We start from the raw sequence: 26054 nt of genomic DNA on the forward strand, positions 1-26054 counted from the left end.
AGATATGACCGTTACAGATCAGAGTTCACCACAGATCGATTCACATGAGGCCGAGGTAAAGGTCCATTTGAAGATCAAGAGGTATAATCCAGAGGTCGATACACGCCCTCATTGGCAAGAATACGACATAATGCTAAAGCCTGGCGACCGAGTTCTAGATGCCCTACATGTTGTGAAGTGGAAATTCGATGGAACGCTAAGCTTTCGCCGATCTTGCGCTCACGGAGTCTGCGGATCTGACGCATTAGTGATCAACGGAGAGAACAAACTCGCATGCGTCAATCTAATTCGCAATATTGGAACCGACCTAACGATAGAACCAATCCGTGGGTTACCGGTAATCAAGGATCTTATCGTAGACATGGAGCCCTTCTTTGCACAATATCGTTCGGTTCTTCCCTACCTAATAGCAAATGATGATCCAGGCTACAAAGAGCGTCTACAATCCCAAAGCGACAGAGAAAAATACGACGACACCACTAAATGTATTCTCTGTGCCTGCTGCACGACTTCGTGTCCTGTTTACTGGGCAAACGATGAATACGTTGGCCCAGCGGCGATCGTTAACGCACACAGGTTCATCTTTGACTCAAGAGATCAAGCAACGACAGAGAGACTCGACATACTGAATCAAAAATCTGGCGTTTGGCGCTGTAGAACTTCTTTCAACTGCACAGAAGCCTGCCCAAGAGGCATCTCTGTAACAAAAGCGATCGAAGAGGTAAAGCGCGCGATACTATATGACCGTGTCTAATATTCGCCTTGAAAAATTAGCGGATGAGATTCGGCTTGGGTTTTTAGAGACGGTAGATCTTCCTAACTTTTCCAAGCCATACTCAATCGCGCTCGAGATACACGATCATGACGATCATGCCGTCGTTTATCTCAATCTCGGCAACGGCGGTCCAACTGCTCTTAGCGATGGACCGCCGACTCTTACCCTAAAGGCAGCGGCGGATATTGCAATTGCCATCCGAAACGGAACGCTTCAAGTAGCCGATGCTATCGCTGCTGGTGAAATTAAGATTTCGGGATCGGTCAGCGAGGTAAATACGCTCGCATCAGAGCTCACTTCAAAGAGTGAAAAGTAAGTGAGAAAAAGGCGTCGAAACCCCAATACTACACTTCCTGGTGCCGCTGGTTGGTATCGAATTGGTAATCCCAATGGAGAATACCTGCGATATTTCGACGGCTTTTTCTGGAGCAGCCAGACGCGATCTACCCCGTTTTGGCTCGAAGGACCAGAGTGGGCCGAACTTGTAAAAGTTCAAGCTGATATCGACTCTGACGAGCCAAAACATGTGGTTAGAAGACTCCTAGCTCCGGACCACCGTCCACTAGGCGATACTCAACACACAAGGTCGCGGGTAAAGAGATCTCGACATTTGCTAGCGATTACACTCTTTTTAGTTCTGGGCATTGCCACCGTCTCAAGTTACGCAATGCAAATGTTTGGTGCCTCCAGCCGTATTAGTAAAAGCACTCCCGCTGTACCTCTTTTGAGCGAAACGACATTGGTTGCCAAACTTGCCTCTACTTGCACGATTTACAAAGCTTCATCTATTGCTCCGATTGGTGAAATCCTCTCGGGCCCTTATTCATCTTCTAAAGCAAAACGCACTGCGTTCATATCAAAATACTCCAATCAACTTACATCGATCTCTAAGGCCATGAACGCTATTTCAAATTATCCAGCCGATCAAAGTGCACTTAGTTCGTGGCAGGGACTATGGACAACTGCCGTATTTGATCTTTCCAAAGTTCAGTTTGATATCAAGACAGGCAAGCCCTACCTCAATGCTATAAAGACATTGCAAGGAGACCTTTCATTGATCGACGACTTCGCAATCGCAAATAACATCAATTCATGTGATGTTTTTTCGCTTTAGACCCTCGTTTGGGTGTATTATCGAGAAATTATCAACACAAACTCTTAGAACCTAGGAGGTAGCCTTGACCATTCGAGGTGTAATTGATGACCGTATACTCGCAAAATATCGCGAGCTTCTCGATGCAGAGGATACGGCCTTCTACGAAGTTGAACACGCCTATGAAGACGGCGACGGAAATCACTTTCAAAAGGACTTGGCAAATTGGCGGGAAGCAATGGCTGCAAAGCTCTCATTCTTAGACTCGTGCGGACTAGGTCTTAGAAGCTCCTGATCTGGCTTGGGGGATAAGTCTTTTTGACCCCCCCAATACGTCAAAAGAACGGATATAGCCCATAGAACGAAGCTAACGGGCAGGTGGTAAGCAATCGCCAGCCAACACGTAGCAATTGTTACAAATCTCAAAAATTAATGCGCTTGAGCCGTCACTAAAGCCCTACGAGATGTAGCGGTTTATGCAAAGACTGGGATCTTCTATTAGTTTCGCTTGAATCAACTAATAGAAGATCCCCATACCCTCAATAGTTTCGCTTGAATTGGGCCGGGTCCTGAATTGGGCCGGGTCCTGAATTGGGCCGGGTCCTGAATTGGGCCGGGTCCTGAATTGGGCCGGGTCCTGAATTGGGCCGGGTCTTTACTTGGACTTTGACAATCTTGAAGTTTTACTTAAACTCGAACCATCGGCCTACTGGCTTCTATCTCGCGTTTAAGTCAATATGAAACTTACAGAGGAAAAGATCGGGCTGCAGAAGGTCGATTCGTAGTCGTTGATAGAAAATCCGCCATCAGCTGCCTGCACCTTATCGCATCCCGATAGTCACTTCTCGAATCACTTGGATTGCCCTAGAAATTTCTATAAAGGATTGATACAGCGGTGCAAATCCAAACCGAATGAGCGATGGAGTTCTAAAATCCGGAACAACTCCGTGATCAATCAACTCAGAAGTAATTTGACGTGCTCTTGGATGCGACAGACTTACGTGTGAGCCCCTGAGGCTCTGATCTTTGGGCGACGCAAGGCTAAAGCCGAGGTCCTTGAGTTCGACCTCAAATCCTTTGATGAAAAAGTCACCCAAGGCGTGACCTTTGGCCTCAAGAGCTTCAATAGTAGCCTCCGCTATAAGGTCAATTCCGGCACCTACGAGGTAGCTTCCGATAATATTAGGAGTACCGGTGCAAAAGCGACTAATACCGGATTTAGGACTGTATTTTTCAGCCATTTCAAATTGATCATCCTGAGAAAACCAACCTTTGATAGGGTTCTCCATCGCCTCTATCAAATCAGAGCGCACATAAAGGTAAGCAGGGGCACCTGGCCCTGCATTTAGGTACTTATAGGTGCATCCGATTGCGTATTGAGATTCCGTCCCCTCCAAATCAACGACTACCGCCCCACCAGCATGGCTTAAATCCCATATCACTCGAGATCCAACACCTTGGGCGATCGAGTTAACTGCCGCCATATCAATTCGAGCACCACTCTTGTACGAGAGCGCGCTGAAGCAACCAAATATGACATCTTCGTCGAAGGCCTCTTCGAATAGATCAATCGATATCGTCAGGGAGTCATCCACCGGAAGTGTAATAACCTCAAGTCCAAACTCTTGGGCCAGGGAATCCACTATGTAACGATCGGTGGGAAAGTTATCTGCCTCGATAACGATCTTCTTCCTCGCCTCCTTATCACCTCGTTGTTCTTTTATGATCGACAGGGCAATCTTATAAAGATTGATAGTTGTTGAATCGCATACAACCACCTCGCCCTTCTTAGCACCCAAAACACTTTGAGATAGTCGATCACCCAAAGTAGTTGAGAGATCGATCCAAGTCTTCCAAGATTCGATCAATTGCACACCCCATTGTCTGGCAATGACATCATTAGCAATCTCGATCGAGCGTTTTGGTAGGCGTCCTAGGGAGTTTCCATCCAAATAGATTAGATCGGGCTCTATAGGTACAAACTCGTCACGAAAGCAAGAGAGTTGATCAGAGTCATCGAGAGACCGAGCCTCCGAAAGAAGATCCCCCATGGATATAAACCTCCAAAATAAGTTCTAGACTACGCGAACTAGCATTGGCCCCATAAGTTGTTAGCCTTCCAAGTAGCCAAGGATCAATCGCTGATCTAAAAAGAATACCCTAAGATCTACCTCATTTAAATCTTCGCTAAAGATAGCCAATTGATCTCCAACGCATCCACCAAGTGCGCGATTCAGCGATCGGATTTGACCCACCTAGCAAAGCCCCAAAGCTTACAAGATTCAACTATTTGAAAAAGCCTCCCCCCCCCTAAGCTCTACAAATCCATTATCTCATTCCTCATAGATCCAATCGAAAGGTCTTTTGGACAAATTCGTAAAAATCGGCTCTAATCAAAGATCCAAGTACCGCTTGAAGGCGTAAACAAATGTGGAAAAGCCAATCGACTCCTTTCCGATGGGATCTTCCAAAGGACGTTGTTGTTTCAGGGTGATATCTTATCAAGGAGTTATTTGCCGATACAACTAGATCGTTGGCTGCTCTGTTAGACAGGTACAAAAACGCAAAAACAGTGGGGTCGGCATTGAGGTCCGTCTATAAATTTCCCAATTGGGCTAGCATGGTTGCGTGCCAAACAAAAATTTAATGATATTTCCCCTTCTTGCCTCCATTGTCCTAAGTGCATGCGGCGGATCGAGCGCGCCCACTAACAACGGTATAGACAAGCTGAACGCGACTGCAGCTGAGAGCTCGGTCACCAAAGCAATTCTTGGCGCCACTTCTGTTCGTATGGTCATCAAGGTTCAGCAGGGAACATCCTCATCTAGCCAAGTTCTCGACGCTGCAAAGACGGGCGGAATAAGGACAGTTACGATACTTGGTCAGACCGCAACGATTTTAGTTACACCGACAAATGCCTATGTAAAGGCTCCAGAGGCAATCTTGGCTAGCAACTTCGGCCTTCCGGTCAATCTTGCCACCCAAGACGCCAATAAATGGCTAATAGTCCCATCTGGAAGCAGTGGCTATACGTCACTTGCATCTGGCGTAACAATGTCAAATCTGGCCCAATCCGTTGGTCTAAGCGGAGTAACCAAAAAAGCCCATGCCAACGTCGCTGGAACCAAAGTGATTGAGCTCGACGGAACGAGCGTAGGAGGAAAACTTGGGTTGGTCGTACCAACTGTGGGGTCACCACTCCCAATAAGCGGAATTATTAGTGGAACTTCAATCGCAGTAAACCTCCAATTTAGCAATTGGAACCAAACCGTAAATCTAACGCCTCCAGCATCAGCCATACCATTCCCGACAGCGCCAGCTTCACCCACGACCACTGCACCAACTTCGCCGTCTACTTCTGCGCCAGCTTCACCCACGACCAGTGCCGCTGGTTAATCCGCAGCTCGATTTGCCGAGCAAATCTTGAGGTTGGCCTTTTCTAACTTGGGTAAATTATGATTGAGTCGCAGCCAAAGCGTATTTGAGCCCGAAGCCTCGCGGCTCAAATACGCTTTGAACTTGTATTCGCAAAATGGTATTTCCCAAGACCATTAGGGTCCCAGAAATTAATCGAAATTTGAAGTATATCTTCTCTTGAATACAGATTTTCTTCGGCAAAAGCCCGCCTTGAAATGCTACAAATCACTCAACCACTCACTTGGCGTCAAAGATACCGTCGATGGCCCCCGGATTTATCTACCGAGCGCCATCGACAATTAGAGATTCTGATGATTTCCTAAAATGGCTCTAATCGCCTCAATGGGCACGTCTGCATTTGACACACATGGCGAAATTTGATCTTCCGCCAAAATCATCATTTGGATATTAGTAAACTCCATGAAAGCTGCATAAAGCTCTTTGCTCAATTGGCCATCTTTAGGGGTCTAAAGGGTCCCTGGATAAATGTCAATGATTTCGAATAGATTTTAGGCTACCTGGGTCTATCACGATGATTTTCAAATCGAATCGTCGGCTAGTTCATCAAAATTATCCGATGAAAGTGACTTTTCTTTTATCTTTGGAGCATCTCGCCGAAATCTTTGAAGCAGCCGATTCTTCATCTGATTAACTTTTCTTGGGCATCTTAAAAATATAGACGCCATAGGAGGAACGAAAATAAATGGGTCCAGAGAATCCACCAAGGTGCTTTAGAGAATCGGAAGAATCATGAAAGAATGCAAATGAGATCGCGTGGTCTTGATTGGTTGAGTTATCTCAACTCACAGATAGCTCATTATGGACAAGTGTGCCACCATAATTAGGGTTTAGGCCTCTAAAGCCCGCGTCATGGCTACATGACACCTCAGCAACGATCTTCAACAGCCCTATCCCTGATCTATGGCCGATCTATGACTGATACACCTTGTGAGCTCAAACGACCAAACTGCCCACAGCCATATCGTGCGGTTATGGTCAAAATGTCTTAAAACCTTGGCAAAAAATTTAATATAAAAACAACTTGAAAATCCAACATTTGATCGTGCGATGCGATAAATTGTACACAATTTCGATTAGTTCTTTGAGTTTATGGACTGTTGAGGCAAATTTATGGCATCGATTAGCGAAGACGTATACAATATCTTGCGATCCGAGATTCTCGATGGTACTTTCGTAGCTGGTGAATCATTACGCGAGGAGCAACTAGCAGGTCGCTATGGTACCTCAAGAACGCCAGTAAGAGAGGCTCTACGTAGGTTAGATGCAGAGGGGATCGTGAGTGTGATTCGCCATCGTGGAGCACGAGTGTTGGAATGGAAACCCAACGAACTCGGCGAAGTCTTTGCTCTACGTGGCCAACTGGAATCTTACGCCGCTCGAATCGCCGCTAGCCATATCTCCAAAGACGACATCGATCTTTTAACCAAGCTGGCTGGCGAGATGGAAGAGATAGCCTTTTCGACTTCATCGGAGGTCGTAATTGATGCAATCACTCCACTCAACAACCACTTCCACTCGGTAATCGTTGCAAGTGCTGGAAATGGTCGGCTATCTGAACAGTTGTCCTCTGTAATTCAAGTTGCTACAGTTAGAAATACCTTCCGCCGCTACAACCATGAGCAGCTGATACGATCTATGTCCCACCATCGAGAACTGATCGCCGCCTACATGGTTAAAGATGGAGAATGGGCGGAATCTGTGATGAAATCTCACATCTATTCAGCAAGAGCCGTTCTATCTGTGCCTCCAAAAGTTGAAGAGATAGCAATCTCAGATAGACGACCATAGCCATCGAGCCAAATCAATCATCATGCATATTTTATAGGTTTTCAATAGCCCAAAATCATAAGGAGAAAAGCTCACAATGGGCCAAAATGGCGATCTTTTAGGGACAAAACTAGGCCACGACGGTAAAGACACTCCGTTAAGCGATATTCGCGTAATAGAAATGGGCCAACTTTTAGCTGGACCCTTCGCGGGACAGCTCCTGGGGGACTTTGGAGCAGACGTAATAAAGGTAGAAGATCCCGGCGTAGGTGACCCGATGAGACAATGGGGGCGAGAAAAACCACATGGATTGAGCCTATGGTGGCCAGTCGTAGCACGTGGAAAGCGTTCTCTAACCACAAACCTAAGGACAAAAGAGGGCCAAGATATCATCCGAGACCTGGTCAAAGAGTCAGATATCTTGATCGAGAACTTTAGGCCTGGGACCTTAGAAAAGTGGGGCCTCGACTATGAAACCCTAAAGTCCATTAACAAGAAAATCATAATGGTAAGGGTCACCGGCTATGGACAAAGTGGCCCCTACTCCCATAAGGCCGGTTATGGATCGATAGGCGAAGCGATGGGAGGCCTGCGCTACGTAACTGGAGATCCCTCCACCGCCCCCTCGAGAGCTGGCATCTCAATTGGAGATTCTCTAGCCGCCACCTTTGCGGCGCTCGGTGCGATGATGGCACTTCATTCCAGAGATCGAACCGGAGTGGGTCAAGTGGTTGATGTCGCAATCTACGAAGCTGTCCTTGCGATGATGGAATCTCTAATTCCAGAATTCACACTGGCCAACTACATTCGGGAAAGAACTGGCTCAATTCTCCCTAACGTGGCTCCCTCCAATATCTACCCCACCAAAGATGCTGCACTAATTCTGATCGCAGCCAATCAGGACTCAGTATTTAGCCGCCTTTGCGATGCGATGGAAAAGCCCGAATACGTAAGCGACCCCCGATTTTCAACGCATTCATCAAGGGGTGCCCACCAAGGGCTCCTAGATGAGATCATTAGCGAGTGGACATCCCGCCATAGCACATCGGAACTTGAAGTTATACTTGACAAAAATGGCGTTCCTCAGGGAAAGATCTTTCGTGCGCCAGATATGCTAAGTGATCCACATTTTGCAGCAAGAGACGCCATTGTGAGCGTCGACCATCCAGACTTTGGCTCAATCCTTATGCAGAATGTCGCTCCAAAGCTAAGCGACACACCTGGATATATCCGTTGGGCAGGACCAGAACTGGGAGCACACACCACCGAAATTCTCCAAAGCTTGCTTGGATACTCACCAGATCAAATTAAGCAACTATCGACAAAGGGGGTTATCTAGGATAAGGTCAAAAACTACGAGTCAAAACCCAAAGGCACACGAAGTCAAAAGGCCACTAAACGAGACCACCGACACCTTTGATATCTTGGAACCTTCCTAATCAAGGGCTGTTGGCGAACCTCTCGATCCCACCAGCGTCTTTAACCAAAGATCATCTCAATCAAACCTCAAAAAGCCGCTTTTTGGCATCGAGGTTGATCGCCCCCACCGAGAATAAAAGATAACTCCAAGGAGGAAAATTGTCCTACATATTGGGCGTAGATGTGGGCGGAACATTCACCGACCTACTTTTAATCAACGAGACCAACGGTGAGACTCACCGAGCTAAGGTACCTTCAACACCTTCGGATCCATCCATTGGTGTCTTAGAGGGAATTTCCAAGATATGTGACCGTGCAGGAATATCTCAAGCCGACCTCTCACATGTAATGCACGGCACTACCGTGGCAACAAATGCCGTATTGGAGGGCAAAGGCGCCAAGGTCGGATTGATCGTCACGCAAGGGTATCGCCAAATCCTTCAAATCGCACGTTCGTTTGTCCCAGGTGGATTGGCAGGGTGGATAGTATGGCCAAAGCCAACGCCACTAGCTCTCCTTGAAAACACAGTTGAGGCAAAAGAACGAATCTCAGCAAAGGGCGAGGTGATCGAAGAGCTAGATGAACCAGCGATGATCGAGTCGTTGAAATATTTGGCCGGCCAAGATGTAAAGGCACTCACAATCTCCCTTATCAACTCATTCACCAACGATTCTCACGAACGCCGAATTGCAGAACTAGCCGCCTCTGTCATGGGGGAGATCCCGATTTCACTCTCTTCTAAAATTCTCCCAGAGATAAAGGAATACGAGCGAACCCTTACGACCGTAGCGAACTCTTATGTTCGACCCACGGCAGCGAAGTACCTCAAAAATCTAGGAGATGAGTTGACAAAGATTGCGCCCTCGGCACGTCTTCATATCCTGCGCTCAGACGGCGGACTTATGGGTGTCGAGACAGCCTCTAGTGCCCCGGTGAATATGCTAATGAGTGGGCCTGCCGGAGGCGTATCCGGAGCACTCTGGCTCGCACGCCAGAGTGGATACAAGAACCTTCTCACCCTTGACATGGGCGGCACCTCAACCGACGTCGCATTGGTTCAAGATGGCGAACCTCGCATTGGCCGAGAGACGACAGTGGGTGACCTCACCATCAGAGCTTCATCGGTCGATGTTCGAACAGTGGGTGCAGGTGGTGGTTCGATCGCCCACGTACCAGAACTTACTAAAGCCCTTAGGGTTGGACCACAATCAGCAGGTGCCGTACCAGGACCTGCCGCCTATGGCAAAGGTGGCCTAGAGCCAACGGTTACCGATGCAAATGCTGTACTTGGATACCTTCCAGTCGGACTCCTAGACGGAGAGATGGAACTCGATTATGAGGCCTCGCAAACGGCGGTGGCCGGTGTCGCGCAAGCACTAGATCTCGACATATACAAAGCCGCCTCCGGCATAGTTGATATCGTGAACGAAAATATGTTTGGTGCACTACGCCTTGTCTCTGTCCAACAGGGGTACGATCCTCGTGAATTTGCATTAGTCGCATTTGGTGGAGCTGGACCGTTACATGCGAATGCACTAGGGCGACTCATGGGATCATGGCCGGTCATCATTCCACCATCGCCCGGCGTCCTTTGCGCCTACGGCGATGCCACTACGAGACTTCGTTCTGAATCGTCGCGAACCTATATCCGTCGATTCAGCTCAACTTCAGATCGTGAAATTGAAAAACTTCTGGGTGAATTGCACCAAGAAGCATCCACGGAACTTTTAGGCGAGGGGGTAAGCGCCGATCTTCAAGAGGTCACCTATTCCGTTGATGTTCGCTATCACGGTCAGGGGTTCGAAGTTACAATCGGACTGAGCTCTAACGAAGTAAGCGGCGCCATCCTTGAGATAATCGGCGATCGATTCGCAAAGGAACACGAAAGACTTTTCACCTTTGCTCTCGATACCGAGTGTGAACTGGTACACCTACGCGCAGTCGTTCAAGGCGAACATCCCAAAGTAAGTGCCGAAATGATCGCCCAGGCAGATAGCGATGCCTCCAGTGCGGTAATCTCCACGCGCGAGATCTACGTAGATGGAGCCATGGCTAGCGCATCAATCTATGACCGTAGAAAACTACGGGCTAACAACGTGATAAATGGCCCAGCAATCGTAACCGAGATGGACTCGACCACATTGATCTTGCCCGGCCACGCTGGCAAACTAGACACCTTTGGAAACTTGATAATCAATCCAATTTCGGCTAACTAACAAGGAAAAGTTCTTCTATGGCACGAATAATCGAAACGAATACTGACGGATTCAAAAGCGTCGATGTCGACCTTGTTACCGTTGACATCATTGAAAACGCACTAAGAAACGCTCGTTATGAGATGGACGCAGTCCTATTTAGAACTGCCATGAGCCCTGGTATTAGAGAACAACACGATGAGTTCCCTCTGATAGCAGACCACAAAGGACGAATGGTCGTTGGACAATTTGGCTCCTTTATCGGGGGTTTTCTCGACAACTATGCTGGCGACATAGAAGAGGGCGATGTCTTTTTAACTTCAGACCCCTATTCATGTGACGGAGCTATCTCGCATGCAAATGACTGGCTAGTGCTCATGCCCATCTTTTTAGATGGTCGCGCAGTTGGATGGTCTGCAATGTTTGGACACATGACGGACGTAGGCGGAAAGGTCCCAGGTTCTCTACCAACCGATGCCCATTCAATACACGAAGAAGGGGTGGTAATTCCACCGATCAAGATCTACAACAAAGGTCAACTAAACACCGAATTGCTGGATTTGATCTTGAATCAAGTTCGGATGAAACAGTGGAATCGCTCCGATCTAAATGCAATTGTCGCAGCTTGTCGCACGGCAGGAAGAAGAGTGGTCGAACTATGCCAGAGGTTTGGAACCGATATCTACATCTCCACGCTTGAAGCACTTCTGGATAGAAACTATCGAGCAATGAGCCAACTCATTCAAAATACTATATCGACAGAAAAGCTCTCATTCACCGACTACATCGACGATGATGGCCTCGGAAATGGACCATACAAGATCCACTGTACGATGTGGCGAGAGGGGGATCATGTAGTCTTGGACTTTGAGGGTACCGACCCTCAGTCGATAGGTCCAATCAACTTCTTCTTGAACGTAAACATGTTCAAGATGTTCTTTGGAATCTACATGATAATGGTCTTTGATCCTCAGATCCTTTGGAATGACGGCTTCTATCCCCTAGTTGAGGTACGCATTCCAAACCGATCTCTGCTCAAGCCCGAATATCCGGCAGCCCTTTCCTGTCGAACACACGGCCTTGGACGCATCTTTGACGTATTGGGCGGCCTGCTTGGTCAACGTCAACCTGAATTTCTATGCGCTGCTGGCTTTTCTTCCTCCCCACACCTCATGTATTCGGGAACGGATCGAAATGGCGAATGGTTCCAGCTCTATCAAATTGGCTTCGGCGGGATCCCCGGACGTCCCTTTGGAGATGGCCCAGATGGCCATTCACTTTGGCCCTCATTTACAAATGTGCCTAATGAATTTCTAGAGGCCTATTTCCCATTGGTAATAGAGAGCTATGAGACCGTACCAGATTCTGGTGGTGCTGGCTTCTTTCGGGGCGGAAATGGAATTGATATTGCATATCGCTTTCTTGAGCCTGGAACCATCTCTATCCATGACGACCGTTGGCTCACCTATCCTTGGGGCGTAAATGGTGGCGAACCAGGAATGCGTAGTACGAAGTATCTCATAAGATCCAACGGATCAAAAGAGATACTGCCGTCCAAGTGCGACAACGTTGATGTTAACGTCAATGATGTGCTCCATTACGTCACATGGGGCGGCGGAGGATGGGGCGATCCCCTCATCAGAGATCCAGAACTGGTAGCGCTAGAACTAAAGCGGGGACTTATAACCGTTGCTGGAGCTAGAAACTATGGCGTCGTACTAAATCAAGACTTTAGCCTAGATGAAGATGCCACAGCAGAACTACGCTCTCAACTTCTCAAGAGTCGCCCTGGGCTAGAGGTATTCAATCGAGGTGGCGAGATTGTCGATCTAAAGGAGCGGTGCGAGGCCGAGACTGGCTTGATCGCACCAATCGATCCAGTCTTTACCTAAGCTGGCATAACCCATTCAAGGTCAAAGCGACAAACTGCAAAGGAATCCTAAAACGCACTTTGTCGCTTTGATCAAATGGGATAATCCCGTCCCAATACCTCTCATAGACCAAGACCACCTTAGACACCGAGGACTTTGCAATTGAGTAAAGACTTTTCAAAAGACGAACAAGACTACCAAAAAGCAGGCTTCAACGGAACTGTAGGGTTCGGCAATACCCCAGCAATCATCGTAATAGACCTGGTCAGCGCATATCTAAGAGAAGGTTCACCGCTTTTTGGAGACTACCAATCAGTGGTCGCGCATTCAAATGAAATCATAGAGGCTGCACGCAGCCATGGCGTCTTGGTCGTCTTCACTAAGGTTGAATACCAAAATGATGGCCTTGATGGGGGTCTATTTTGGAAGAAGGTACCGAGCCTCTCTGCCTTTTTGCGAGGTTCGCAATACTGTGAATTTACACAAGAGATCAAGCCTCTTCCTGGAGATCTTGTCCTCACCAAACAGTACGCTAGTGCCTTTTATGGCACTTCTCTATCTGCCACCCTAAATGCATCAAATATCGACACTACGATCTTTTGTGGCGTTTCAACCTCAGGTTGCGTTCGAGCCAGTGCAACTGATGCAATTTCAATGGGATTTCACTCCATTGTCGCTAGGGATGGCGTTGGAGATAGAAGTCCGCAGATACAAGAAGCCAACCTCTTTGATTTAAATGCGAAATATGCAGACGTAGTAACAACACCAGAGATCCTCAAGTACCTCTCATCTCTACAGAGATGACGACAGGGCAATCGACTCTGAGAGTTACTCATTCACCTTTATCACGCTACAACTAGGCCTTTGTTCATAAGACCATGGTTTCAAAGAGACCTAACCCTCTGCGCTGCCTCCGATTAAGTTGGATTTGATCGACAATATAACAAACTGTCTCTGTCTATGGAAAGAGACAGACCTTGATCGGCCATCTCAAAAGTACCCCAAATCGAAGAACGCATTCCCATGGCAGGCGACCACCTCAATCGGCAGCACTTTAAATATCACAAGAGAAGGATCCGGCGGCGACATCAGGAAAATGATACCGTGTCAATCTTGGTAAATGTGGAAAATAATTTGCCAGCTTGGTCGGGGTTTGAAACCACTGCGGATCAAGGATGAGAATCATCAAGCCAAGATCAGATCAACCACTGAGATATCTTCCAGACAAAGTAGCAACCTCTGACTTTTCGAGATACCACGCAGAGGTCCAATATAAAAATGGGTTAGCGCAACCTGATCGGCCACGCCAACCCATCACTAGACCAAATCTAGAGATAGTCCCCTAGGAGTTAGCCAAGATCGCCTTGATCTCTTGACGCTCAGCAATGAGTTCATTGGTTGTAATTGCGATCTTAGACTTGGCAAAGTCGTCAAGGTCAAAACCCTCTACAACGCGCCATGATGTACCATCGCTTCGAATTGGGAAGCCAAATTGTAGCCCCTCTTCAATTCCATACTCACCACGACTCGGTACCACCAAAGAGACGCAGTCACCCTCTGGGGTCGGGGTAATAATTGACTTTATTGAATCGATAGCCGCGCTCGCTGCAGATGCAGCTGACGATGCACCTCGAGCATCAATAATGGCAGCACCACGTTTTTGAACGGTGGTGATAAAGTCACCGTGGAGCCAATCATGATCCTCAATCACATCAACAACAGGACGACCAGAGATTCTAGCATTTAGAAAGTCTGGGAACTGTGTCGCCGAATGGTTTCCCCAAATCGCAACGTTAGAGACCTCGGTTACGGCCACGCCCGCTTTCTTGGCCAACTGGCTCTTGGCCCGGTTCTGGTCAAGACGAGTCATCGCGAAGAAGCGGTCCGCCGGAAGATCCTTGGCTGCGTCACGAGCTATCATTGAGTTGGTGTTGCACGGGTTGCCAACTACAAACACCTTTACATCAGAAGCTCCATGAGCGGCAATCGCCGCACCCTGTGGCCCAAAGATCTTCCCATTGATTCCGAGAAGATCTCCTCGCTCCATCCCAGCCTTTCGGGGCATTGCTCCGACCAAGATAGCCCAGTTCACACCGTCGAAACCGACTTTTAGATCCGAGGTCATCTCGATGCTATCCAAAAGTGGAAATGCACAATCGTCGAGCTCCATTGCGACACCCTCTAGAGCTCGCAACGCTGGATCCACTTCAATCAAGCGCAGCGAAACCGGCTGATCTAACCCAAAGAGAGCACCAGATGCAATCCTAAAAAGTAGAGAGTAACTTATCTGACCGGCAGCGCCAGTCACAGCTACCGAAATTGGCTTGTTTGCCATTGATGACTCCTATTCAAAATTCTAAATTATCAAAAAGCACATAGCGACGCCACGGAAACTGCCTGTTAGTTGGGATCAAAGATCCTTGGCCATAGAGGCAGAGTTTCCGTGGCGTTGAAAAACTAGAGGCGATCCACAATCGCTGAAGCGAACTCTGAGCACTTCACTTCGGTAGCACCCTTCATTAGCCGCGCAAAGTCGTAGGTCACGATCTTGTCGCCGATTGTGGCTTCAAGGGCCTTGACGATGTCATCGGCGGCTTCTTGCCAACCGAGATGCTCAAACATCATTACCCCTGAGAGCAACACAGAACCTGGATTGACCTTATCCTGGCCAGCATACTTTGGAGCAGTTCCATGAGTTGCCTCGAAGATTCCATGACCAGTAACATAATTGATGTTTCCGCCAGGAGCAATGCCAATTCCACCCACTTGAGCAGCAAGAGCATCTGATAGATAGTCACCGTTTAGGTTCAAGGTTGCGATAACATCAAATTCGTCCGGCCTAGTGAGAACTTGCTGCAAGGTAATGTCGGCGATAGCGTCTTTTACGAGAATCTTATCGCCTGGATCTCCTCCACAATCATCCCAGCCCACTGCGATATTTGAGAACTCGTCACGAACGACCTCGTATCCCCAGTTTCTAAATGCGCCTTCGGTGTATTTCATGATATTGCCCTTATGGACCAAGGTAACGCTCTTGCGATTTCTAGCCTTAGCGTATTCAACCGCAGCCCTAACAAGCCTCTTGGATCCGGTCTCTGAGACAGGTTTTACACCAACACCGGAATCTCGTCGAATATCCCAGCCAAACTCTTCTCTTAGAAATTCAAGGAGCTTCTTTGCATTTTCGCTACCCTCTTCAAATTCATAACCAGCGTAGACGTCTTCGGTATTCTCTCTAAAGATAACCATATCGACCTTCTCGGGATGCAGTACCGGAGATGGAACCCCCTGGAACCATCGCACCGGTCGTAAGCAAACATAAAGATCGAGGATCTGACGTAGTGCCACGTTCAAAGAACGAATGCCACCGCCAATTGGGGTAGTAAGAGGCCCCTTGATGCCGATGAGGAGATCTCGAAAGTCTGAGACCGTCTCTTCAGGGAGCCAGCTGCCCGTCTCCTTGAATGCTTTTTCACCCGCCAAAACTTCTTTCCACGCAACGTTCTTGCCATACTTCTTGGCGGCGGCGTCCATCACTAGACGTGCAGCCGGCCAAATATCGACCCCTATTCCGTCACCCTCAATGAATGGGATGATGGGATCATTTGGTACATTGAGCGTCCCGTCAGGGGACATCGTAATTTTCTCTGCCATAACAGCCGATTTTACTCCTTTTTTACTCCATTGCCTAAACGAGATTCTCGTATGGTCTATCACCTAAGGTTTAAGCCAACAAAACTCGATCCAAACCCTAGATCTAAACCAATAAATCGCACTCCCTGGCTGGGTGAAAAGCGTGAAAAATGAGCTCTTGGTCTTTAGCAATGGGGGCAGAGGCAGATCTTATTCCCAAAAAACCAAGTATATGCATATGACCAAAAAACCGCTAGCCAAGAGATGATTGAATGGGAGCATAACGGCGATTTCATGAGCATAGATTAAAATCCGACTATTTAGAAGCGGCGGACCGGCCTGGAAATAGCGCTGAATATATGGCCTTGGTGGTCGAGGCTTGATTCATCGTAAAGACGTGAATTCCAGCCACGCCACCATCGAGAAGTTCTTGAGACAGTTCAATCGCTATCTCTATTCCCTCTTTCTTGAGCGATTGAGGATCACCTTGATAGCGGTTCAGACGATTCAAAACAACCTTTGGTATCTCAGCACCGGACAACTCCGACATCTTGATGAGCGTTGAAAGACTCGTCGGAGCCATAATCCCTGGAATTATTGGCTTTTGGATCCCAATACTATCGAGTCGCGAGAGCAGATCGAAATAGTAATTTGAGTCGTAGAAGAATTGGGTAATTCCAAAGTGTGCGACCTCAAGCTTCTCGGCCAAAAAGCGAATATCGCTCTCCCTGTCAAATGCACTTGGATGCCCCTGAGGGTGGGCAGCCACCCCAACACACATATCGTATTTTTCAATCGCGTAACGTGCCAAGTCAATAGCGTGAGGAAACTCCCCGTCGAGAAGTTGATCATTCCCAGATAGTGGCGGATCTCCATGAAGCGCCAGAAGGTTTACAATTCCCCCTTTGGCATATCGGCTCAAAATAGAATCAATCTCTACCTTGGAATGGGCCGCTGTCACCAAGTGGGCCACCGCAGTCAAACTATACTCGCGATCGAGCTTGACAACCAGGTCGTGAGTATTTTCCCGAGTAGACCCACCGGCTCCGTAGGTTATGGACACAAAATCGATCGAAAGCTCAGAGAGCTCCAACAGCGCTTGGGTCAATCTTCTTTCTGATTCAACGTTACGCGGCGGCCAAAGCTCAACCGAAAAGAGGGGCCTCGAAGCACTTGAAATAAGCTGATCGACACGCACTAAGTTTTTCACATTTCTACTGATTGTCTCGAGCGAGACAGCAACTATATTAAACGACCTTTAGCGGCTTGAATGGCATTCACCAACAACATAGCCCTAGTCATCGGGCCCACACCACCAATTCTCGGAGTAATGGCTGATGCTACCTTTGCCACCGAATCCGAAAGATCAGAGCGAAGTTTTCCATCAACAAAAGGTGTTCCCGCGCCAACAACCACCGCTCCTTCCTTCACCATGGATTCAGTTATAATGTCGGCAACGCCAGCGGCTGCAATAAGGATATCTGCCTGGCGCGTAATTGATCCCAAGTCCGCCGTTCCGGTATGCGCTACAGTTACCGTCGCATTACAGTTTGGGGATTTGGACGCAAGCAGTAGCGACAGGGGACGACCGATAGTGAGCCCCCGTCCCACCACAACTACATGCTTATGTGCAATTTCAATGCCATAGTGGATTAGGAGTTCCACGATACCAGCGGGGGTGCACGCAAGTGGCCCTGGCTCTGACATCACCAATTTTCCCAAGTTGACTGGGTGAAGGCCATCCACATCTTTGTTTGGGTCGATCGCTAGAAGGGCGGCTAGTTGGTCTAGATGTTTGGGAAGCGGAAGCTGCAATAAAATGGAGTCGACATTCGAATCACCGTTGAAGAGGTCAATAGCCTCCAACAGCTCTTCCATCGTGGCATCTTGATCTAACTTGCAATGAAAGGATTCGATGCCGACTTCTGCGCAGTCGGCGTGTTTCATTGCGACATAACGAGCACTCGATGGATCTGATCCAACCAAGATTGTGCCCAAACCGGGTCTTATGCCAGCGGTGAGCAACTCTTGTGCTTCATCCTTGAGACGTGTTTTGATTATCGAAGCTAGCGCGTTGCCATCAAGAATTAGTGCCATAATAACTTTCCCCGATCAATATTTCATTCCAAAAAGATATCTAAATGACTTGGGTTCAAGAAAGTCGAATGACACTCCTTTGAACCCACCAGCCAACAGGTAATCCAGTGCCTAATGTCTAAAATGGCGCTCGCCTGTGAAGATCAAAACGACTCCGGCGTCGTTTGCGGCTTCAATTACACTTGCGTCATTGATTGACCCACCTGGAGAGATAATAATCGAGACGCCAGCCTCGGCTAGAGTAAGCATTCCATCGGGAAACGGAAAGAAAGCATCTGATGCAGCTACGGATCCCACTACCTTTTCCTTGGCTTTAGCGATCGCAATTCTAGAGGAATCTAAACGATTCTGCTGGCCAGCACCAATGCCAATAGCCGCACCCTCTGATACGATGACTATCGCATTGGAAGAGGTCTTGGCGCAAACCTTCCATGCCATCTCAATCTCTTCCCAACGAGACGGATCCGGCTGAGCCGTAGTCACCACCTTCCATTGCTCTTTGGTAGTGACAAACGTATCAGGCGCTTGAACCAAGATAGCATCCCCAATAGATCTGAATTGAAGGGCTGGCACCTCTGGGGGTTCGCCCGTTAGAAATCGAGTATTCTTTCGCTTCTTGGAGAGAAATTCGATGACTCCATCTTCATAAGAGGGCGCAATTACCACGTCAGCCTTAGGGTTAGAGGCCATCTCCTGCGCTAGGTGCATATCGACCGGGCGATTTAGTGCAATGATGCCTCCAAAGGCTGAAATCGGGTCGCACTCAAATGCTCGCGAGTAGGCCTGTGAAATATCGACAGTAGAAGTTGCAACTCCACAAGGATTTGCATGCTTTATAATCGCCGCACTAGGTGAATCACCAAGCTCATGAACGAGGCGCCAAGCTGCATCTGCATCAAATAGATTCAAATAGCTCAATTCCATTCCGGAATGGCGAACCATACTTTCAAACCAACTTGGACGACCCACCCTAGTATAGAGAGCACCGTCTTGATGAGGATTCTCACCGTAACGCAAAGATGACTTCTTCATCAGTACTGGTGCTATCTCATCATCTAGAGCCAAAGCGTCCTCTTGTTTTCCGCCTAGCCATAGAGAGATAAGCCGGTCGTATCGCGAAAGATGATCAAATGCCTTTGCCGCAAGGGCCCTTCTGGTTTCATAGTCGACCGAGCCGCCCTCGGCAAGCGCCTTCAATACAGGCTCGTAGTCGTTGCTATCGACCAAGACGCTCACAAAGGTGTGATTCTTGCCAGCTGCTCGAATCATCGAAGGGCCACCAACGTCAATAGTCTCGATACTGGGCGACCCAGCAAAAGGATACAGATTGCAAGCCACGATGTCTATCGTCTCGATCCCGAGTGACTCGATATCCAAGAGATGTTGAGGCTTTGAACGGTCCGCCAAAATCCCCGCATGGACCTTTGGGTGAAGAGTCTTTACTCGCCCATCCAACATCTCAGCAAAACCAGTTACATCTTCTACGCTCATGTGAGCAACGCCATGAGCAGCTAACTCCCTAGAGGTGCCACCCGATGCAATAATCTCGTAGCCAAGGTCGACCAAGCCACGCCCAAAATCTACAATTCCATCTTTTTCATATACAGAAAGCAAAGCTCTCATCGTTTCTCCCTGGTCTTTCCTAGTGAATTAGCATCGTGGATCATCTTTTGGTACTCAAAAAAAGATCCACCAAAATTGGTGTCAAGATAGTCGTTATAGGCTGCAACTGTCTGTGGGTACAAGCGTCGCTCCACCTTCTTTATTCGTTCATGGAGCGAAGACTCATCATCACCATAGTTAACCTCGATAGCCTCTTGTGCCAATATCGGTCCGGCATCAACTGCAAGAGTGGCTAGATGGACAGTGCATCCTGTGACCCTCACTCCATATTTGAGGGCCTCGCTTACAGCATGCCATCCTGCAAATGCTGGCAGAAGAGAGGGATGGGTATTTAGAATTCGCCCGGCATAGCGCTCGTGAATCGGTTCTTCGAGAATGGTTCCGTAACCAGCCATCGCGATGAGCTCAATGCCATTTGCAACCAATTCAAATAGGACGTCATTGGTATAGCCCACTCTATCGAACGATCGAGAGAAGTCCCGTCGATAGCAACTCGAAAGCGCTATACCATGGTCTATGGACAATCCCTCTGCCTTGCAAGGTCTATCGACCAGAACTAGAGAGACATCTATACCACAACCAACCATGGCATCGAGAATGGTACCACTTCCAGAAGCTAGTACCGCAATTTTCACCCAATAGAGCCTAGATCACAGCAGGGCTCAAACCGCTACCAAGAAGTACCTAATCCCAAGGTGCAAAGAAACAAAGTGTCCAATCACGTACAAACTACGACCCATCAAAAGCTCATATAGGCATCTCGGGCAAACTCAACCTTGGTTTTGCGACATTCAACAAAGCTTGCACAGCACCAAAAGGCGAGGACATTCTCTCACTTGCTTGGAAACAAACGCCCTATCTGATTCCCATTTGCTTGCCATTCGAGCCCGGCAAGCAAAAAAAGAAAGACAGATTATTTCTAAAAAGTCTAAATGACTAAAGAACACTTCCATCTTGGCACAAAACACAAGAGCACACGAGAAAACACGATGCAAAAATCGCTAGCCTTGGCCCTAGCTAGTGGAAGTCGTGATCGTAAAAGATCATCACTATTAGATCACGATATCGGAATCGATCTCAATCCAAAAGTTCAAATTGCAATCTCAAGGCCGCCGATTGCTCAAAAAACTTGAAACAAATCTCTCAATGAGGCAGAATCAAAAAATAAACCTTTATCCAAGACCCAACCAAGTCTACCTGGAGTTGAATAGTTAAAAATTCTGACTGTGCCTAATCGGAATTCGGACGATAAAAGTGGCGCCGATCCCTGGCTCAAGTGAAATTTCTCCTAGATGAGCGGTCACTATCGACTGGGCAATCGCCAAACCAAGGCCGGCTCCACCACTATGTCGCTGGCGAGAGCGGTCGCCTCTGACAAAGGGCTGGAAAATAGTATCGGCTAAATCCTTATCGATACCAGGACCGTCATCGTGAACAACTATAAAGGCGTCAGAGCCTTCGAGTGCAAGGTCAAGCGAAATCGCCACATGGCTTGGAGTGTGCTTTGTGGCATTTACTAAAAGAATATCAATGACCTGCCGAAGGCGAAAATTGTCTCCTTGAAGGAGCAACTCTTTTGCCCCCTCCAGAGTAATCGTTCGATTCGGATTGGTAACTCTAAGTGCTGCCACTGCCTCATAAGCGATGGTACTCAGGTTGCAGGTGGTAATCTCAAGTGGCCGCTCTTGGTCGAATTGCGCCAGAGAAAATAGATCATCCACTAAATTTTTCATTCGATTCGCGTCTTCTCTAATGTGGCGAAACGCTATATCTAGGTCGTATCTATCGTCCTTCTTCCAAAGTTCAAAGAGGTCAGAGTAACCAAGTATCGAAGAAAGAGGAGTCCCTAGTTCGTGGGAGGCATCTGCCAAAAAGCGGCGCAACTTTCCCTCGGACTCCGCAACTTCTCCAAAGGCCCCTTCAATCTCGGCAACCATAGCATTGAATGACCTAGCAAGTTGAACCACCTCGTCTTTAGCATTGCTGCCAACTTCGGGGACACGTCGACCAAGGTCCCCTTGGGCGATCTCCTTAGCCGCATTCGCAACCTCAACAAGTGGCCTAAGATCCCGCCTCAATATGAACCAAGCTATGGCGCCCAAAGCAACCAGAAGGGCAAGAGATACACCCGCCTCTACCAATAAAAGACGATGTAGAGTTCCCAGGGCCACCGCCATCGGCACGCCAATAATAACAACCCCGACTCCGTTGGCCAACCGCGCAACAAGTGCCGAATAAGGTGCCGCCCCAGAGCCTGTACTTGTAATTGAGAAATACTTAGTTGGATTAGGTCCCACCATCGCCGAGAGCGCGATCTTTTCTATGGATGGAAACGATGGCGTATCTTGTCCATAGCCATAAAACAGTCGCGACAAGACCCTTCCCTGCGGGCTCAGGAGCTCGCCAAATGTACCCTGTGGAATAAGCACTCGTCGCCCCCCAGGTGCTGGAGGCACATTTGGAGACGACTGGTTTGGAGAAAACAATGTTCCGGCTGCATTGCCTGAAGCAACCCCTACGAGAGGTCCGCGCCCCCCGGGAGCCCCGCCTAAACGAGATAAAGGCCGCCCAGGCAGAGTAACTCCTGCTATCGATGCGAGAGAACGCGTAATTGGAAATGATGCCGAATCGAGCTGATGGCTTACACCCTGATCCAAAAATGAACTTATGGACTTATAGGTTACAAAATCGGCAATTGAAAAACCAAGAAGGACCACCGCCACTATCAAAGCTATTAATCGAGTCCGAAGAGTCATGAGGTGCTTTCAGAGGCGCCATTCGAATCATTCACCGGCGCCCTCAAACTATAGCCAATGCCTCGCACCGTTCGAATCATCGAAGGTCCCAATGCATCGATCTTCTTACGTAAATAACTTATGTAAACAGCTATCTGGTTAAAGACGTCATCTTGAGAATGTTCCCAGACTCGATCACGAATTTGAGAACGAGTAACCACTTGACCGGCATTGATCATCAAAAACCGAAGGAGCTTAAATTCAGTAGGGGTGAGATCTAGCAAGACCCCCCGCCTGCGAGCTTCTTGTGTATCGGTATCTAAAATCAAATCACCGACACTAACGCTCGAGCCATCCGGACCGTCGCCAACTGTTCGCCGTAAAATGCCCTGCACCCTAAGGGTAAGTTCCTCGACGCTAAAGGGCTTCACGACGTAATCTGTCGCACCTGATTTGAGGCCAGAAATTCGATCGTCAAGGCCACGCCGTGCAGTTAGCAAAAGAACAGGAATTGATGCACTTCGCCATGACTCAGACATACGGCGCATCACCTCGTAACCATCCATATCCGGAAGCATCACGTCTAAAACGACCAGATGAGGATAGAAAGATTCGACCATCGACAGAGCCTCTTTACCGGATTTGGCACCTCGTGTAGTCATGCCCAAAAGCGAAAGAGCCATCGTGACTAGATCGACTATGCTCGCTTCGTCATCAACGACTAATACGCGTCGCTCCTTGTCGCCACCCACAGTAAAAACCTCGCAACTTGCCAAAGCAACCGAAGTCGCCACGTCACAACTTCTGAATATGATTTATGCTACCGGATCACGCCTAAAATCAGAGAGCTAGACAAATAATCACCGAGCATTGTCCCCAGTCGATGATCCCTACAGCTCTTTGTAGTGGCATCGATTATTCCAAGCTTCTCAATGGCAATACGCAGGCTCCATGATATTGACCGTTCTGGATACACGGCTCTGATTGGCCTCATACCACTTCTCGGCCCAATCATACTGTTCATCTTTACCGTTCTTCCAGGAACAGCTGGTCCAAATCGTTTTGGAGCACAACCTCCAAAACTCTCCAATTTAAATCAACTCCATTAAGGTCAGCGCGCAAAATGACATGGCTACAAATCAAGCTGGCCCGTTACCTCAAGAATCTCCTTGAGACAACGGGCCAGTAACGGATTCCCCAAAATGCGTGAACTTATTTTGCTCAAATGCCCTCTCGCGGGCCACCAAGTACGCTAAAACCACGCAAGCTTACTAGATCCAAAAGCTTCTAGAAGGCCCGAACTATCTCGACCATCTTTTCACCGGCAGCAGTTGGATTTGCGGCGACGACTACCCCCGCAGCCGTTAACGCCTCCATCTTGGCCGCTGCTGTTCCTTGCGAGCCTGAAATAATAGCTCCCGCATGGCCCATCTTCTTCCCCGGCGGAGCGGTCTGACCAGCAATATACGCTACGACTGGCTTAGAAAAGTGCTCTTTAATAAAAGCTGCAGCCTTCTCCTCCTCAGTCCCACCGATCTCCCCGATCATCAAGACAGCCTTAGTCTCTGGGTCGGCTTCAAAGGCAGCCAAGCAGTCTATGAAGTTCGTACCCGGTACGGGATCGCCCCCAATACCCACGCATGTCGTCTGGCCGATGCCTTGTTGGGATAGTTCGTGAATCGCCTGATACGTCAAAGTTCCAGATCGTGAGACAATCCCCACGGGCCCCCCAGCTAAGGCAATGGAACCAGATGTAATTCCAATATTGCACTTTCCTGGAGAGATAATTCCCGGACAGTTTGGTCCAATCAATCGGGTCCCCGGGTAATCTCGGACAAGGACGTTATAGAAAAACGCCTCATCTTTTGCTGGTATGAATTCGGTAATACAAACAACCAGAGCGATTCCGGCCTTTGCGGCCTCCAAAACTGCCCCACCAGCAAAACGTGGCGGTACCGAGATGAAGCTGGCGTTGGCATTTGTAAGCGCCACCGCCTCTTCGACGGTATCAAAGACTGGAATGCCATCGACGTCCGTGCCCCCCTTACCAGGGGTAACACCGCCTACAACTTTTGTACCATAGTCACGGTTTCTAAGGCCATGGAATCTACCTTGGCCCCCAGTCAATCCTTGGACGATGACACGGGTATTTTCATCAACAAAGATACTCAACTAAGCTCCCTTATTAGCGATCTCAACGGCTCGTCTAGCTGCGCCAAGCATCGTCGATTCAACTATCAAATTCTCCGACTCACGAGGCGCAAGTATTTCACGTGCAACCTCTGCATTTGTGCCATCGAGGCGTATCACAATAGGTGCGGTCAACTTCACACGACCTAGTGCCTCGATAATTCCATTTGCAACCTCGTCACATCGCACGATACCGCCAAAGATATTCACAAGAACTACCTTGACGTTTTCGTCGGTGTTTATAACTTCAAGCGCTGCCGACATGGTGTCAGCGCTAGCGCCACCGCCTAGATCCAAGAAGTTTGCTGCAGATCCGCCGACTTGGTTTACGACATCCAAAGTAGACATAGCTAGACCAGCGCCGTTGGCGATAATTCCAACGGTCCCCGAAAGACCAATGTAGTTGAGGCCCTTCTCCTTCGCCAAGCGTTCCCTACCGTCATATTCAACAGTCAACGCCCAATCTGCCCACTCCGGATGACGCCATGTTGCATTGTCATCGAGAGAGACCTTTGCATCAAGAGCATGCACCAGGCCCTGGGTATTTAGGATAAGTGGATTTATCTCAGCAAGGTCAGCGTCACCCTTGACAAATGCGCCATAGAGCTTCTCTAAGACCTCTACCACTCCTTCGAAGGCCTCTGGGTCGATCTTGGCACCCGTGACCGCTTCTCGAATTTGGTCATTTGATATTCCATCAACCGGATCGATATGAACATAGACGATGGCATCAGGGGCGCTCTTGGCGACATCTTCAATCTCCACGCCACCCTGTGCTGAGAGCATCAAAAGATACTTCTTGGCGCCGCGGTCCAAGGTGTAACTTGCATAATATTCCTTGGCAATATCAGAAGAATGCTCAACCCATACTCGCTTGACGAGATGACCTTTGATGTCCATTCCCAAGATTGCGCCGGCATACGAACGAGCCTCGTCTTGGTTGTTGGCAATCTTGATTCCGCCAGCCTTTCCACGACCGCCGACCTGCACCTGCGCTTTGATTACAGCTGGATACCCTGCTAAATCAGCTTGGCGAACCGCCTCGTCGACCGTCTCTGCGATACCACCCGGTGATGTAGCGATACCGTATTGAGCAAAGAATTGCTTGCCCTGGTATTCAAAAAGATCCACTTTCCTACTTTCTCTAACTCTTCAATAGTTATTTAGACATTTCCTATATGACATTCTCAGACATGATTGGCGCTAAACCAAATCGA

At 48.4% G+C, this 26054-nt stretch carries 21 protein-coding genes and 1 pseudogene; 11 read left to right on the top strand and 11 right to left on the bottom strand.

Annotation, left to right across the window (positions count from 1 at the left end; all coding sequences use genetic code 11):
- The first annotated feature begins 4 nt into the window (after positions 1-4).
- From ACIDITHRIX25_RS96420 to ACIDITHRIX25_RS96435, 4 genes are all read left to right on the top strand, one after another.
- Positions 5-754, top strand: a complete 750-nt coding sequence (locus ACIDITHRIX25_RS96420) for a succinate dehydrogenase iron-sulfur subunit (RefSeq protein ID WP_201733594.1) — start codon at positions 5-7, stop codon at positions 752-754.
- On the top strand, positions 741-1091 hold the full coding sequence (locus ACIDITHRIX25_RS96425; RefSeq protein ID WP_201733287.1) for a hypothetical protein: 351 nt from the start codon (positions 741-743) through the stop codon (positions 1089-1091). The genes ACIDITHRIX25_RS96420 and ACIDITHRIX25_RS96425 overlap by 14 nt, the downstream gene beginning before the upstream one ends.
- Positions 1092-1889 (top strand): hypothetical protein, encoded by a 798-nt coding sequence (locus tag ACIDITHRIX25_RS96430; RefSeq protein WP_201733288.1) that lies wholly within the window; start codon positions 1092-1094, stop codon positions 1887-1889.
- Positions 1890-1953: 64 nt separating this feature from the next.
- Positions 1954-2163 carry a hypothetical protein gene (locus ACIDITHRIX25_RS96435; protein WP_052604618.1) on the top strand — a complete coding sequence of 70 codons (210 nt, stop codon included), beginning with the start codon at positions 1954-1956 and terminating at the stop codon, positions 2161-2163.
- 526 nt (positions 2164-2689) lie between these two features.
- Here the strand turns inward: ACIDITHRIX25_RS96435 and ACIDITHRIX25_RS96440 are convergent.
- A complete protein-coding gene (locus ACIDITHRIX25_RS96440) occupies positions 2690-3919 on the bottom strand; it encodes a kynureninase (protein WP_201733289.1) in 1230 nt (409 codons plus the stop codon).
- Between the two features lie 577 nt (positions 3920-4496).
- Between ACIDITHRIX25_RS96440 and ACIDITHRIX25_RS96445 the strand changes: the two genes are divergently transcribed.
- From ACIDITHRIX25_RS96445 to ACIDITHRIX25_RS96470, 6 genes are all read left to right on the top strand, one after another.
- The gene (locus ACIDITHRIX25_RS96445; RefSeq protein ID WP_152625850.1) at positions 4497-5264 is read left to right on the top strand and encodes a hypothetical protein; all 768 of its coding nucleotides are present in this window, start codon (positions 4497-4499) and stop codon (positions 5262-5264) included.
- Between the two features lie 1152 nt (positions 5265-6416).
- Positions 6417-7094, top strand: a complete 678-nt coding sequence (locus ACIDITHRIX25_RS96450; protein ID WP_052604621.1) for a GntR family transcriptional regulator — start codon at positions 6417-6419, stop codon at positions 7092-7094.
- A 76-nt stretch (positions 7095-7170) separates the two neighbouring features.
- Positions 7171-8412: a CaiB/BaiF CoA transferase family protein gene (locus ACIDITHRIX25_RS96455; protein ID WP_201733290.1), complete on the top strand. Its 1242-nt coding sequence runs from the start codon at positions 7171-7173 to the stop codon at positions 8410-8412.
- Between the two features lie 239 nt (positions 8413-8651).
- Positions 8652-10709: a hydantoinase/oxoprolinase family protein gene (locus ACIDITHRIX25_RS96460; protein WP_201733291.1), complete on the top strand. Its 2058-nt coding sequence runs from the start codon at positions 8652-8654 to the stop codon at positions 10707-10709.
- 17 nt (positions 10710-10726) lie between these two features.
- Positions 10727-12580: a hydantoinase B/oxoprolinase family protein gene (locus ACIDITHRIX25_RS96465; RefSeq protein ID WP_201733292.1), complete on the top strand. Its 1854-nt coding sequence runs from the start codon at positions 10727-10729 to the stop codon at positions 12578-12580.
- Positions 12581-12721: 141 nt separating this feature from the next.
- Complete coding sequence (locus tag ACIDITHRIX25_RS96470; protein WP_201733293.1) at positions 12722-13363, top strand: isochorismatase family protein; 642 nt, start codon at positions 12722-12724, stop codon at positions 13361-13363.
- A gap of 538 nt (positions 13364-13901) precedes the next feature.
- Here ACIDITHRIX25_RS96470 and ACIDITHRIX25_RS96475 read toward each other — a convergent pair.
- From ACIDITHRIX25_RS96475 to ACIDITHRIX25_RS96510, 8 genes are all read right to left on the bottom strand, one after another.
- Positions 13902-14894 (bottom strand): malate dehydrogenase, encoded by a 993-nt coding sequence (locus ACIDITHRIX25_RS96475; RefSeq protein ID WP_052606566.1) that lies wholly within the window; start codon positions 14892-14894, stop codon positions 13902-13904.
- A gap of 122 nt (positions 14895-15016) precedes the next feature.
- Positions 15017-16213, bottom strand: coding sequence for an NADP-dependent isocitrate dehydrogenase (icd, locus tag ACIDITHRIX25_RS96480; protein ID WP_052606567.1), 1197 nt, complete (start codon positions 16211-16213; stop codon positions 15017-15019).
- A 295-nt stretch (positions 16214-16508) separates the two neighbouring features.
- Positions 16509-17402, bottom strand: coding sequence for a methylenetetrahydrofolate reductase (locus tag ACIDITHRIX25_RS96485; protein ID WP_052606568.1), 894 nt, complete (start codon positions 17400-17402; stop codon positions 16509-16511).
- A 32-nt stretch (positions 17403-17434) separates the two neighbouring features.
- Positions 17435-18292, bottom strand: coding sequence for a bifunctional 5,10-methylenetetrahydrofolate dehydrogenase/5,10-methenyltetrahydrofolate cyclohydrolase (locus tag ACIDITHRIX25_RS96490; RefSeq protein ID WP_152626104.1), 858 nt, complete (start codon positions 18290-18292; stop codon positions 17435-17437).
- 108 nt (positions 18293-18400) lie between these two features.
- On the bottom strand, positions 18401-19912 hold the full coding sequence (gene purH / locus ACIDITHRIX25_RS96495) for a bifunctional phosphoribosylaminoimidazolecarboxamide formyltransferase/IMP cyclohydrolase (RefSeq protein WP_052606570.1): 1512 nt from the start codon (positions 19910-19912) through the stop codon (positions 18401-18403).
- Positions 19909-20547: a phosphoribosylglycinamide formyltransferase gene (purN, locus tag ACIDITHRIX25_RS96500; RefSeq protein WP_052606571.1), complete on the bottom strand. Its 639-nt coding sequence runs from the start codon at positions 20545-20547 to the stop codon at positions 19909-19911. Before purN ends, purH begins: the two co-directional genes overlap by 4 nt.
- Positions 20548-21123: 576 nt before the next feature.
- Positions 21124-22668, bottom strand: a complete 1545-nt coding sequence (locus ACIDITHRIX25_RS96505; protein ID WP_201733295.1) for a sensor histidine kinase — start codon at positions 22666-22668, stop codon at positions 21124-21126.
- Positions 22665-23399: a response regulator transcription factor gene (locus ACIDITHRIX25_RS96510; protein ID WP_052606594.1), complete on the bottom strand. Its 735-nt coding sequence runs from the start codon at positions 23397-23399 to the stop codon at positions 22665-22667. The genes ACIDITHRIX25_RS96505 and ACIDITHRIX25_RS96510 overlap by 4 nt, the downstream gene beginning before the upstream one ends.
- A 153-nt stretch (positions 23400-23552) precedes the next feature.
- Here ACIDITHRIX25_RS96510 and ACIDITHRIX25_RS96515 point away from each other — a divergent pair, with 153 nt between their 5' ends.
- Complete coding sequence (locus ACIDITHRIX25_RS96515) at positions 23553-23756, top strand: DUF805 domain-containing protein (protein ID WP_502756217.1); 204 nt, start codon at positions 23553-23555, stop codon at positions 23754-23756.
- A gap of 178 nt (positions 23757-23934) precedes the next feature.
- Here the strand turns inward: ACIDITHRIX25_RS96515 and sucD are convergent, their stop codons facing one another.
- The gene (sucD, locus tag ACIDITHRIX25_RS96520) at positions 23935-24819 is read right to left on the bottom strand and encodes a succinate--CoA ligase subunit alpha (RefSeq protein ID WP_201733297.1); all 885 of its coding nucleotides are present in this window, start codon (positions 24817-24819) and stop codon (positions 23935-23937) included.
- Positions 24820-25971: pseudogene (sucC, locus tag ACIDITHRIX25_RS96525) on the bottom strand (ADP-forming succinate--CoA ligase subunit beta); the annotation flags it as partial.
- Positions 25972-26054: the final 83 nt, after the last annotated feature.

The sequence above is a fragment of the Acidithrix sp. C25 genome, assembly GCF_904848545.2.